The sequence below is a fragment of the Cryobacterium sp. TMB3-10 genome (assembly GCF_004402305.1).
Taxonomy (GTDB): Bacteria; Actinomycetota; Actinomycetes; order Actinomycetales; family Microbacteriaceae; genus Cryobacterium; species Cryobacterium zongtaii.
Genome location: NZ_SOGH01000007.1, coordinates 134,048 through 146,730, shown reverse-complemented (window position 1 = coordinate 146,730; position 12,683 = coordinate 134,048). Strand labels below are relative to the sequence as shown.

Annotated in this window: 8 protein-coding genes and 1 pseudogene; 7 read left to right on the top strand and 2 right to left on the bottom strand. The window is 63.4% G+C overall.

What is annotated here, in order from left to right:
* The first annotated feature begins 1 nt into the window (after window position 1).
* Together E3T22_RS03380 and E3T22_RS03375 are read left to right on the top strand one after the other, a co-directional pair.
* Window positions 2-2,239, top strand: a complete 2,238-nt coding sequence (locus E3T22_RS03380) for a 3'-5' exonuclease (protein ID WP_134480335.1) — start codon at window positions 2-4, stop codon at window positions 2,237-2,239.
* Window positions 2,240-2,292: 53 nt separating this feature from the next.
* On the top strand, window positions 2,293-4,134 hold the full coding sequence (locus tag E3T22_RS03375) for a DUF262 domain-containing protein (protein WP_198415082.1): 1,842 nt from the start codon (window positions 2,293-2,295) through the stop codon (window positions 4,132-4,134).
* 121 nt (window positions 4,135-4,255) lie between these two features.
* Here the strand turns inward: E3T22_RS03375 and E3T22_RS19450 are convergent, their stop codons facing one another.
* Both E3T22_RS19450 and E3T22_RS19445 read right to left on the bottom strand, forming a co-directional pair.
* On the bottom strand, window positions 4,256-4,585 hold the full coding sequence (locus E3T22_RS19450) for an HNH endonuclease (RefSeq protein ID WP_255454551.1): 330 nt from the start codon (window positions 4,583-4,585) through the stop codon (window positions 4,256-4,258).
* Between the two features lie 138 nt (window positions 4,586-4,723).
* Window positions 4,724-4,921, bottom strand: a pseudogene (locus tag E3T22_RS19445) (YDG/SRA domain-containing protein); the annotation flags it as partial.
* Window positions 4,922-5,193: 272 nt separating this feature from the next.
* On the opposite strand from E3T22_RS19445, the gene E3T22_RS03365 reads away from it, so the two are divergent.
* The 5 genes from E3T22_RS03365 to E3T22_RS03345 all read left to right on the top strand — a co-directional run bounded on the left by E3T22_RS03365 (window position 5,194) and on the right by E3T22_RS03345 (window position 12,638).
* Entirely contained in the window at window positions 5,194-5,490 is a 297-nt protein-coding gene (locus E3T22_RS03365; RefSeq protein WP_134480333.1) for a hypothetical protein, read from the top strand.
* Window positions 5,491-5,885: 395 nt separating this feature from the next.
* Window positions 5,886-7,337: a DUF3375 domain-containing protein gene (locus E3T22_RS03360; RefSeq protein ID WP_134480332.1), complete on the top strand. Its 1,452-nt coding sequence runs from the start codon at window positions 5,886-5,888 to the stop codon at window positions 7,335-7,337.
* Window positions 7,334-8,065 (top strand): DUF4194 domain-containing protein, encoded by a 732-nt coding sequence (locus E3T22_RS03355; RefSeq protein WP_134480331.1) that lies wholly within the window; start codon window positions 7,334-7,336, stop codon window positions 8,063-8,065. The genes E3T22_RS03360 and E3T22_RS03355 overlap by 4 nt, the downstream gene beginning before the upstream one ends.
* Window positions 8,062-11,427, top strand: coding sequence for an ATP-binding protein (locus E3T22_RS03350; RefSeq protein WP_134480330.1), 3,366 nt, complete (start codon window positions 8,062-8,064; stop codon window positions 11,425-11,427). The genes E3T22_RS03355 and E3T22_RS03350 overlap by 4 nt, the downstream gene beginning before the upstream one ends.
* Complete coding sequence (locus E3T22_RS03345; RefSeq protein ID WP_134480329.1) at window positions 11,427-12,638, top strand: Wadjet anti-phage system protein JetD domain-containing protein; 1,212 nt, start codon at window positions 11,427-11,429, stop codon at window positions 12,636-12,638. Before E3T22_RS03350 ends, E3T22_RS03345 begins: the two co-directional genes overlap by 1 nt.
* The last annotated feature ends 45 nt before the right edge of the window (window positions 12,639-12,683 follow it).

Genomic DNA, 12,683 nt, shown 5'->3' with positions numbered 1-12,683 from the left:
TATGCCACAGATTGTGATGTCCAAGCTCAAGGGACAGAAGCTCGACAAGATCGTGCAATCGAAGTCCTTCGCCTTCCTGCAGAAACTGGCTACAGACGACACCTCACCTGGTTTACACATCGAGCCGATGCAGAAGGCCGCGGATGCACGCGCACGCACTGGGCGAGTCGATCAGTTCTGGCGGGCCGTGTTGTTCAAACTCGATCAGAAGAACGGCGAGTCGATCTACGTCTATGACGGCACATGGCCGCACGACGAAGCGATCGAGCGCGCGCGAACGCGAGTGCTGCACTTCAACCCGATTAACGGCATAACGGAGATCATTGAAGGAGGGATGCCGGCGGCTGGCGACCAGTACCCGAATCCTCCGCAGGCTGTTCCGAAGCTGGACAAGCCTGCCGAGTCGTTTCTCGCGACGCACGGATACCTCCTGACAGATCTGACCATGGCGCTCGGTTTCGATGAGCTTGCTGCGCGGAGAATCTTCGCTGCCACGAGTGAAGACGAGCTGTTGCAGATGTCGGAGAGCCTCGCGAACCAATGGCAGATTGATGCGGTGCTTGGGCTAGCCGTGGGCGACACTGTTGAGAAGATTCGAGTGGCCCTTGGGTTCACCACTGAACACGTGGAGCCCGAAGAGGCAACTCCACCAACAGCTGACGAGACAGAAGACGAGCGAATCGCGAAGGGCTTGCAGCACCCGGCCGCACGGATGCAGTTCGCGTTCATTGAGAACGACGAAGAACTGAGGCAGGTTATCGAAGGCGGAGACTTCGGTGCCTGGCGAATCTTCTTGCACCCGGAACAACGCACGTACGTCGACAAAGATTTCAATGGCGCGTTCCGTTTGTCGGGCGGCGCAGGCACGGGAAAGACCGTGGTGCTGTTGCACCGCGCACACCGGTTGGCTGAGACGAACCCCGCCTCCCGGGTTGTGCTCACTACCTTCACGAAGGCCCTTTCGTCTGCTCTGGAGAGTGATCTCGAACGGCTTGACCCGAAGACCCCGTGGGCCAAGGGACTGGGCAAGCCGGGTGTGCTTGTGCGCGGCATCGACGCGCTCGCCGTTGCCGTTCGTGACACCGCCGGTGCGCAGTTCGGAGAGGCCGCCGAGCATGTCTTCGGAGTGCCGATCGAACCCCGTGGGGCGCTCGTCGGCACCGAAGCCGGTTGGCGCGAAGCGATTGATGACGCGGGGGCGGACCTGCCGGAGCAGCTGCAGAACCCGTCATTTTTCGAGGGCGAGTACCTTCAGGTGATTCTGCCGAACCGAGTGACCAGCAAGGAAGAGTACTTTAAGGTGCGTCGGCCCGGGAGAGGCATCGCCCTCGATCGTCGCAAACGTGCGGAGGTGTGGGCCGTCGTCGATCAGTACCGACAATCCGCCCGACACATGGGCACGCTGAGCTTTGCGGAGGTCTCCGCAATTGCGGCCGCCTATCTGGAACACTCCAACCCGGAACGCCTCGCGGACCACGTCCTCGTTGATGAAGGCCAAGACCTCACGCCGCTGCACTGGCAGTTGCTGCGCGCATTGGCAGGTGAAGGCAAGAATGACCTCTTCATCGCGGAGGACACGCATCAACGCATTTACGGCCATCCGGTGGTGCTGTCGCGCTACGGCATCAAGATTACGGGCCGCTCGCGTCGGCTGAAGCTGAACTACCGCACCACCCAGCAGAACCTGCGCTTCGCGCTTGGAGTGCTGGAAGGAGGCGAATTTGTTGACAGCGACGGGAACGACGAGAACGAGCACGGCTACCGCTCGTCGCGGAGCGGTCCGTCCCCTCGCGTGATTTCATCAGCCACGGCCGATGGGCAGTACGACAAGGTCGCCGAAGTACTCAAGGGCTGGCTTGCAGATGCAGACATCACGCCCGAAACGGTGGCAGTCTTGGCTCGATCTCGAAACCAAGGGCTCAAGCTCAAGGAGCAGCTTGCCGAACGGGGAGTCACGGTAGCCCTCACGGAGCCTGGCGCCGGCCTTGTCGGCCATCCACTCGTCCTGACCATGCACAAGGCCAAAGGCATGGAGTTCTCTCGAGTGCTGTTGTTCGATGTCTCGGAGGGATCGATTCCGAACGCCTGGGCGCTCAAGGGCGTCGCTCCCGAGGAGCTTGAAGACGCGATGTTGCGCGAGCGGTCGTTGCTCTATGTGGCGGCCAGCCGTGCACGGGATGAGCTTGTTATCTCGTGGGCTGGCAAGCCATCCGTGCTGCTCGAGATCACAAGTGAATGAGGCCGACCCCGTAATGTGCTGCTTACGACAGGCCCGGTTTCAAACCACGGAGAGTGAAGAACTTGTCTCAAATTGAGAACCAACGCTTCAGCATCGAATCGGCGTTCCGAGAGAATTTCTACTCGATCCCGGATTACCAGCGCGAATACGTTTGGACAGATCGAGAGGTCCGCCAGCTCCTGGAAGACATCAACGAGCAGATTGATGTGCCCGATCGGGAATACTTCATCGGCATGATTCTCGTGTCACCGACCGCCGGAGGTCGGTACGTGGACGTCATCGACGGTCAACAACGCTTGACTACTCTCTACCTCCTGCTTTGCGCCCTGAGGCAGCAATTTTCGGGTGAAGAACAAGTCGCCACGCTGAGCCAATTGCTCATGTCGAGTTATACGGATTCCGACGGGAATACGGTGAGGCGGCCGAAGCTGGACCCGCAGTACGAGAACGCCGGTTCATTGGTCAGGCGGATCGTCGAAACGGACGCATCGCCGAGTGACATCAAATCCAGTCTGCGCACGTCGGGTGTCCAAATGACCGGCTCGATCGAGAGACTGGTGAATGCCTACGACACCATCTACGCGTTCCTGGAAGCTAACTATAACGGCGTGGCTCAACTCAAAAAATTTTGGGCCTTCGTCGCGAACAAGGTCGTATTCATTCAAATCTCGACTGACGTAAGTAGTGCGCTGAAGATCTTTGAAACTATTAATGAGCGCGGCGTCGGCCTCAACCCTATGGATCTGCTGAAGAACCTACTCTTCACGAACGTGAAGCACGAGGAGTTCGCACGGCTGAAGGTTGAGTGGAAGAAAGTTACGACGCCCTTGGAGGCTGCGCGAGAGAAGCCGCTGCGGTTTCTGCGCTATTTCCTCATGGCTAATTACGAGAATTCAAGCGCCAGGGGAGACGCTGTCGTCCGGGAAGACGAGATCTACGATTGGTTCGTCGATAAGGCGAATGCTTCTGTCGTTGGGTACACGAACACCCCGTTCGCATTCGTAAGCAAGCTCATCCGGAATGTCGACTTGTACTTGGCGTTCAGTAAGGGCCAAGGTAACGACCGCGAATCCAACATCGCAATGGACAGCCTGAAGCGATTAACCGGCGGGGGATTCAGCCTCCACTACGTCCTGCTTCTCGCGGGGGCGAACCTGCCAAAAGCGCTGTTTGACTATCTAGTGGAACAGCTTGAAATGTTTCTGTTTTTTTACATCTTCACCAAGACGCCCACGAAGGATCTTGAGCGCAACTTCTCCCTATGGGCTGACGAACTTCGAGGTATTGCCGAGGATCGTGACCAGAAGAATCAACGTGATCGACTCGAACTCTTTGTTTCGGTCCGGTTCGAGAGCAACATGCTGTCGAAGCGAGCGGAACTTGACGACGCGCTGCATCGGTACACGCTGAGCACCATGCAGCAATATCGCACGCGTTACCTGCTAGCCAGAATCACTCAGCATGTTGACATGGCGTTCACGGGGGTGCTCAAGCGTGGAAGCCTCGAGCGTTTCGCCGAACTCGAGATCGAGCATATTCTCCCTAACAACCCGGACGGCGAACTGCTGGCCGATTGGGCGGATAAGAACCCGGACGCAGAGTACAACGACTACAAGATCAAGCTTGGGAATCTCGCTCTACTCGAAAAACCACTCAATATCGTGGCGGGGCGAGACTTCTACGCACAGAAGCGCGTTCACTATTCGAAGAGCGCCAACTATCTCACCCGTAGCCTCGATCAGCTCGCGGATGTTGGTAAGAACACGACGGTAACTGCAATCAACCAAAAGCTCCGCTCGTTCGAAGACTGGACGAGTGTGGGAATCGATCAGCGGCAACACCTTCTTGCCGGTCTTGTCCATGCAGTCTGGAAGATATCGCCCATCAAGGATTAGCTCTACTCTCCCGTATGCGGCTCATTACGGCGCCGCAGTATTCCTAAGCGAGGTGGCGTCACTTGCGACATGATGCCGAGCATGTTTCACAGGTCGTTGACGTCGCGTGCTGTCGCTCGCTCTAGGCTGACGGCTGCAGTAAGCGCAAATCGCTGGACAGGCCACGTTCGCCCAGCCAGAGAGCGCGATGATAGCTGACATTCGAGAGCGCAACGATGTGGAGTTTGCGGAAGGAAAGGCTGGCAATCGGGGTCAAGGTCCGTGTTTCAATGGCCTCCATCTCGTCAGTCAAGACCAGTCCTCCCAGATCGAACTGGGTGTGGTGATTCGGGCAGAGGCACAAAATGTTGCTCAGAGCATCATGGCCAAAGTGGGGCCGCCCCAACGGCCTGACGTGAGCGCCCTCGGCATAAAAGACATTGCTCGAGGTCGGGACTGCGTGCTCACACACCTGACACTGATAGTCGTAGAGCTTCTTCACGTCGCGCGCCAACTGCGAATCCCGAATCCGACGCGACACGAACGTCGTGGTGAATTCCGGGTCGGGCACGTTCAACGATTGCGGCTCAATAGGGACCTGCTCATCGATCCTCTCGAGCCGGAAGCGAATGACTTGGAAGCCGTCCCGCCCCAGTTCCATCCACCATTGAATGACAAGGTAGAGCCCCGAATAGACATAACCCGCTGGTGGGGCAAACGGTGAACCCTTGTGCTTTCCTCGCACGACACGAACCGGCAGAGCTACGGCATGGCTCGTGATGAGCCCAGCATTGCCAGGGGCCTCTCGAGACTGATCTGCGAACCGACACTGCCGCGCTCAGCCTCTTGTCTGAGGTTTGGGATGCTGACGGAAACCTCGACGCCTACGTCTGGTGGAGCCACCTTCCGAACGGGCTGTCCGCCGGCGGAGCGCTCAGCCATGAACGTTGGACCGCCCCGAGCCGCGATGAGCTGTCGCCGGTATGGGCACGTCAGTCAGATGCATTTCGACGGAGCGCACTGGAGCGCGAGGGACTCAATGAAAACCAGGGACCACACCCGGGAGGTCTTCACCTCGAGATGGGCGACCACATTAGCGACTGGGGAAATGTCGACGAACGCGCCCGGGTCGACGGCACTCTGACCGTCAAGTCGGCCGCAGCTCGTCGCGCTGTCTTCGAAATATCAAGCCTTGCGGGGTGGCACACCCGGCTAACGCAACTCGGTGAACAACTGCCTCAGGACAAGACGAAGTCATGGCACGTCGACGTGTACGTGCAAAACGTGGGATACCTCGGTGTCTACCGGCGGTCCTGGACAACCGGCCTCTGGTTCAGCGGGCCGCACCGCTATCACGAAATGGGCCAAGAAGACTAGGACCGTTCCTGCGACGAGTTCGGACACGGGCAGGCCAAGCTTTTCTTAGCCGTTCGGCGCAGACGTCAGCCGCGGGGTTCCGCTGCGAATGCCAAGGTGACGCTGTGGGACATCGAGCGGCTGCCGGCGGGATAGCGGGACCAACATCCCGGCGTCGCGTGGGCTGAGTTGCGGGCTTGTTCTTGCCTGCAAGCCAGCACTTCGGCTATCGGCAGAGCAAAGGCAGCTGTCGGTAGAGTCCTGCCGCAGGAAAGTCTCGCTTCTAGGACTCCGCACTGCCGCGAGTTTCCCGGGGTGTCATTGCGCGATCGACGGTGTCTGCATCATGCGGCATGATGATCCCGGGGGCTTCGTTTCCCGTGCCCAATCCGCCCGAGCCGAAGGAGGCCTGACTCGTGTCCGCTCTGAGTCAGACCCACGCGCTCAAACACCTCGTCGACACGGATGCTACCTTGCGGCTTCTGCGCGCCGACAACGCTCCTGTGATCGCGGCCTTGCTCAGCGAGCACCTCGGCGCGGAAACCCGGCGCTTGCCCACTGACGAGCTCTACGAGCGCCTCGACCACGATCTGGAGGCGCTAAGCGGGCACGGGTTCGAGCTGCCGCAGAGTGCCCAGGGGTACTGCGCGGAATGGCGGAAGGCGGGTTTCCTTACCCGTCGCCCCGCCGAGGAGGCGCGCGGCGAGACCTTCGAGTTGGCGGCGGGAGCGCTCGGCGCCATCCGTTTTTTGGAGCAGCTGGCTGCTCCCCGGCAGACGGTCACCGAGTCGCGCCTGGCCAGCATCGGCGTGCAGCTGGGCCAGCTGGCTATCGAAACGGACCCGGACGCCACCCGTCGGCTCGAGCAGCTGCACGCGCAGCGCGACCGGATCGACGCACAGATTGAACGCATCCACGCCGGCGACCTCGACACGCTCGACCCGGCCCGGGCACTCGAGCGGGTGCGGGACATCCTGGCCCAGGCCGAGGAGATCCCCTCCGACTTCGCCCGGGTGCGCGCCGAATTCGAGACCCTCAACCGCGACCTGCGAGCCCGCATCGTCGAATCCGACGACACGCAGCGCGCTGTGCTCGACGAAGTGTTCCGCGGCGTCGACCTGATCGGCGACTCCGACGAGGGGCGCAGCTTCGCCGGCTTCTCCGCACTCGTGCTCGACCCTGCCGTGGGCGCCGCGTTCGACGACGACATCGAGCGAGTGTTGGACCGTGATTTCGCCGGTGAGCTCACCAGCGCGCAGCGCCGTTACCTGCGCCGTTTCATCGGCACCCTCAAAGACCACAGCGGTGAGATCCACGAGGTCATCACCGCATTCGCCCGCGGGCTGCGCCGCTACGTGCAGTCCCAGGACTACCAGCGCGACCGGGTGCTCCGCGGCCTGCTGCGCACGGCGCTGGCCGCCGGCGTGGTGGCATCCGCGCACGCGAAGCCGTACCAGCCCACGACCCTGCACCTTGAGCTGTCTGCGTTGGCGCTCGGCAGCGTGGGCGCGGTGCGGCTGCACGACCCGGCCGACCTCGACGCCAGCGCACCGATCGTGCAGCATGTGGCCGGGACCGCAGACCTCGAGGCTCTGCGCGCCCTCGCCCGCGCCACCGAGATCGACTTTGGTGAGCTCACCGACAACGTTAACGCGGTACTCGCCGAGGTGACACAGTGCACGGTGCGGGAGGTTCTCGAACGGCATCCGGCCAGCCAGGGCGTCGCGAGCGTCGTGGGGCTGCTCACCCTCGCCGCCACCCAGGGCACCACCGGCGACGGCGTCGAAACAGTGCGCTGGCAAGGCGCCGACGATACGGCTCGCGCCGCCGACATTCCGATCTACCGCTTCACGGGGAGACTGCTTTGACCGACTTCGGCACCGAGACCGGCACCAACACCGAGACGGATGCGGCCTCCGCCACCGCCCTCTGGGCGGGAGACACCGGTGTGATCGGCGAGCAGTCGCGGCGGGCGCTGCTCGAGCTGATCAAGGGTCCCTATCTGTCGGGCGTGAAGGCCCCCGCGCTGTGGTCGGCGCTGCTGGCTGATGAGGTCGGCATCCGGTCGCGCCTGCACGAACTGTTCCTCGAGCTGGTTATCGACCGGGTCGGTGAGTTCGCGTTCGTGCGCAATGTGAGCACCACCGAGCTCAAGGTGCCGAGCACCGTGCGCACCGCGGCGCTCACCTTCCTCGACACCGCGATGCTGCTCGTGCTGCGCCAGATGCTGCTCGCCGGCGAGGGCGGCGGCCGGGTAATCGTGGGGCAGGAGGACGTCTTCGAGCAGTTGCGCGTGTACCGCACCGTCGACCGCGATGAGAGCGACTTCAACAAGCGACTGAATTCCACCTGGCTGAAGATGAAGAACACACTGCGGGTGATCCATCAGGCCGGCGCCGAGGACCGGGCCGAGATCTCGCCGGTGCTGCGCCTCATCGTGGACGCCGAGCAGATCGCGGCCATCAGCGGCGAGTACAAGAGGATCGCGGCGAGCGGCGGGGCCGGTTCGCACACGAATGTCGGTGGTGTCGACGATGCTGACGGCGACGTCACGGATGACCTCGTAGACGACCAGAGCGAGGGGATTACCTCATGACGATGCTTGAGATGACGGGCCTCGACGACGAACCGGGCACCGCGGGTCGGCCGGCGGCGAACGGGCCAATTAATGTGGGGCAGTGGCGCCTGGCCCGGGTCGAGTTGCTCAACTGGGGCACCTTCGACGGGCACCACAGCATTGCGGTGGGCCGCAAGGGACACCTCTTCACCGGGGCCTCCGGCTCGGGCAAGTCCTCGTTGCTGGACGCGATCGGCACCGTGCTCACCCCCGACAAATGGCTGCGCTTCAACGCCGCCGCGCAGGACTCCACGAGCCGCAACGACGACCGTACCCTGGTCAGCTACGTGCGCGGCGCCTGGAGCAAAGAAGCCGACGATACTCTCGACCGTGCGGTGAGTACCTACCTGCGCAAGTCCGCCACCTGGAGCGGCATCCTGCTGCGGTTCGAGAACGAACATGATGCCCCAATCACCCTCGCGCGAGTATTTCATCTGCGTGGGGCGAGTATCGACAAGGCAGACCTGAAGGACGCCTGCTTCATCGATCGGGTCGACGTTAGCCTGCTGGATTTTCATGAGCACGTGGCATCAGGAATTGAAGCCCGTCGTATCAAGAGCGCTTGGCCGGACGCGGTGGTCACGACCACCGGATCACACGCCCCGTTCTACGCGAAGCTTCGACGCCTGCTCGGCATCGGTAGCCTGAATGCCCTGCACCTGCTGCACAAGACACAGTCGGCGAAGAACCTCGGTAGCCTCGACCAGCTGTTCCGCGACTTCATGCTCGACGAACCGGCGACCTTCGCCCGGGCGAAGAACGCTGTGGAGCAGTTCGGCGAACTTAACCAGGCGCACCAACACGTGGTGGAGCTGCGAAAGCAGGCCGGCCACCTCGCACTGCTTCAGAATTCCATCACCGCGTATGAGAGCGCCGCGGCCACGGGTGCGGAGGCCGAGAGGTTGAGCGCCCTAATCGACCCGTTCCAGAACCAGCTCACCTTGCGCCTTGCCGACGACGAACGTGGTCTGCTCCGATCCCAGCAGGCGCGCGCCACCGATGAAGCCCGCACAGCGGATGCCACCCTCGCCGAGGCCGCGGAGTTGCTGCGCACCGCGGAACACCGGGCCATGCAACTCGGCGGATCCGACGCGGCCCAGATGCAGGAGCGAGTGAACGACGCGGTAAAGGACGCTGCGTCCACCGCCGGGCGCTGGAACCGTTTCGCCGAGGAACTCGCGAGCGTCGGCGTTGACGGTGCCCCCACGAACGGCGCGGAGTTCGCGGAGCTCCTGGAGTCTTCCCGCCGGGCTCTCGACGAAACGCCGCCCGCCGCCGCCACCCACGAGCATGGCGACTACGAGCAGTACTCCGCGGCGAAGCGCGAACTGACCGCGATCGACGGCGAGCTCACGGAGATGCGCCACCGGAAGAGCAATCTACCGGCCGCGCTATTGCTCGCACGCAAGAGACTCGCGGAAGAGCTCGGCGTCGCTGAGACCGCACTGCCATTCGCCGGCGAGCTGATCGAGGTCCTGCCGGAGTTCGCAAATTGGAGCGGCGCGATCGAAAGGGTTGTGTTCCCGCTTGCGAGCGCCTTGCTCGTGCGCGATAACCACCTGCCGGAGGTACGCCGGCGCGTGGAGGCTCGCAACCTTGGTGCCCGACTGGTCTTCGAGGCGGTGCCTGCTGTCGCCGACCAACCCCGGGCTGCGCGCACCACACGATCGCTGCTGCACCGCATTCGGGTCAGCGACGGGCCCTTCCACGACTGGCTTCAGGCCCGAGTTGCCGCCGAGTTCGATTTTGCCTGCGTTGACAGCCCCGACGAACTCGACAGCGTCGACCGGGGAGTGACCATCGGCGGGCAGGTCAAGAAGTCCGCCCGCCGCTACGAGAAGAACGACCGCCACCGCATCGACGACCGAACTCAATGGATCCTCGGCGCCGACAACGAGGCGAAGATCGAGCTGCTGCTGGCACGGCGTCGCGATGCCGAGCGGAGAAAGGACGATGCAGGTGTGCGACTTGCGCAGGCGGACGCCGCGAAGACGGCCGCCATTCGTCGCCGCACGGTCCTCGAACGGGTACTCAGCCAGGAATGGTCCGAGCTAGACCGTCTGACGGCCGACGAACTTGTCCACGCCCGCCGCCGGCAACTCGCTGCGTTGACAACGGGCAACACCAAACTGCAGGACGCCCTCGACGCAGAGGAGCAGGCCCGCGAGAGCCATCGGACGGCCGATGTGCGTGCGCGGGATACCGCGCTGCGGGTCAGCCAGGTCTCTGCCACGCTCGCAATCGTCGACGCGCTCATCGCCGAGTTGCTGGTACTGGTGCAGAATCAACCTGGTGAGGTGGGCGAAGGCGACGCGGCCCTGCTCGAGACCCGGTACCGTTCGGTGCAGCGCAAGATCGATCGCGGCAACATCGGCGAGGTAGGCCGCAAGGTCAGCGAGTCCCTACACCGGGAGTCCAGCGCCGCCCAGATGCTGTTGCGGCGCGCGGAGTCCGACTTCGTCGCGGGCGCCAGCGTTTTCAAGGCCACGTGGCCGGCGGCAGCCGGCGACCTGACCATCTCCATCGACGACCGCGGCGGCTACCAGGTGCTGCTGGCCGGCATCGTTGAACGTGGTCTGCCCGAGCACGAGGGCAACTTCCTTAAACTGCTGCGGGACAAATCTCGCGACCTGATCGGTCACCTTGCCTCGGACATCCGTGACGCCCCGAAGCAGATCGCCGACCGAATCGAGCCGGTTAACTTCTCACTGGGGCGTTCGCGCTTCGACGTGGAGCGGTACCTGCGCATCGAGGTCAAGACCCGGCGCACCCCCGAGGTTTTGCAGTTCATGGCCGACCTCAAGACCGTGGTCGACGGAGCCTGGGGCGAGGACACCCTCGCCGCCGCCGAACAGCGCTTCGCCGTGCTGAACCGGCTGATGCAGCGGCTCGCCTCCGGCGACAACGCCGACGTGGCCTGGACCCGCCGGTGCCTCGACACCCGCCAGCACGTCACCTTCATGGCGAGCGAAATAGACCTGGCTGGTCGGGTCATGAACGTGCACGACTCGAGCGCCGGGCTCTCGGGCGGGCAGCGCCAGAAACTGGTGATCTTTTGCCTGGCCGCTGCGCTCCGTTACCAGCTCGCGGCCGATGAAGACGAACTGCCCTCGTACGCCACGATTATTCTTGACGAAGCCTTCGACAAGGCCGACAGCCGCTACACCCGGATGGCGATGGACGTGTTCGTGGAGTTCGGTTTCCACATGATTCTGGCCACACCGGAGAAGCTGCTGCAGACGATCGAACCTTATGTGGGCGGCATCACGTCGATCACTAACGCCTCCCGGCGGGATTCGCGAACCGCCGCTGTGGTCTATCGCGACGTCGAGAACGTCTGATGGCTGCTCCGCGCGGGATGGTGAGCGTCGCCGATGCTCGGGCGCGTGCCCTGAAGAAGGTGCTGTCCGACCAGCGGGACTGGGCAGCCTTCGGTGGTGAGGATGCCCGGCTCGAGATCGTGCTGCACCCGCCTACCGAACGGGCGGCGCTGGAGGACCAGGGAGCTGCCGTCGCCTGGGTGCAGGCCTGGCAGGCAGCGGACGCCCGCGAGCCCACGGTCGAGGTGAGCTGGGGCGTGCGCCAGTGGTCGCGGGTTGGCGCCCAAACTGTGCCGGAGAGGTGCCTTCTCCGGGGAGCGGACGCGATCGCGGGGTTCGCCGGTTCCGTAGCCGGGCGTGACTGGCGGGTGCTGCGCGACCGTGCGGCACTGGTTCACGAGGCGTTCGCCGAGCGGGCGGCAGACATGGCCTCCACGGGTGCACTCGCCGCCGCGATCCGCACACACGGTCGCACGCTCCAGCAGCTGGCGGAGCTTGACTTCGCCACTCTGCTGCACGTCGTGGCGTGGCTAGCCAAGCATCCGGCATCCGGTCGGCGCATTCGGCAGCTGCCCATTCGGGGAATCGACACGAAATGGCTCGAGGGGCACCGAGCGGTTGTGGAAAGTCTGCACGCCGCGGTCAGCGGACGGTCTTCTCTCGGGCTGCTTGACCCGCCCGCCCTGATGCGCGTGCGCTTTCTCGATCCCGCGCTACGCCCAGGGGGACTGTGCCATGTGATCGCGCCCTTAGAGGAGTTCGCCGCGCTCGACGTTGCGCCGAGCGTGGTGTTCGTCTTCGAGAACCTCGAGACGATGTTCGCGATGCCGGAGCTGCCGGGCGCCGTCGTTGTGCACGGCAGCGGGTTTGCGGCGCCGCGCCTCGGCAGCATTCCGTGGATCCAGTCCGGGCGTGTTCTGTACTGGGGGGACCTGGACTCCAACGGATTCGCCATCCTGCACGCGCTGCGCTCGGGTTGTACCAACGTCACCAGCGTCCTCATGGACGAGGAGACCCTGCTCGCCTACCGCGACCTGTGGGTGCCGGAGCCGAAGCCGGCCGCCGGTACCTATCTGACCCTAACTGCGGGGGAGCAGCGGGTGCTGGAGCGCATCCGTTCGGAGGGGAACGTTCGGCTGGAGCAGGAGCGGATCGGCTGGGCGTATGCACTGACGGAGCTCGTCGAAGCTGCCGCCAGAGTGCCAGAGAATACGACGGTGTGTGGGACGTGAAGATGCTGGCCAAGTGCTGACGCGGGGCGGGCCCAATGTCAGTGG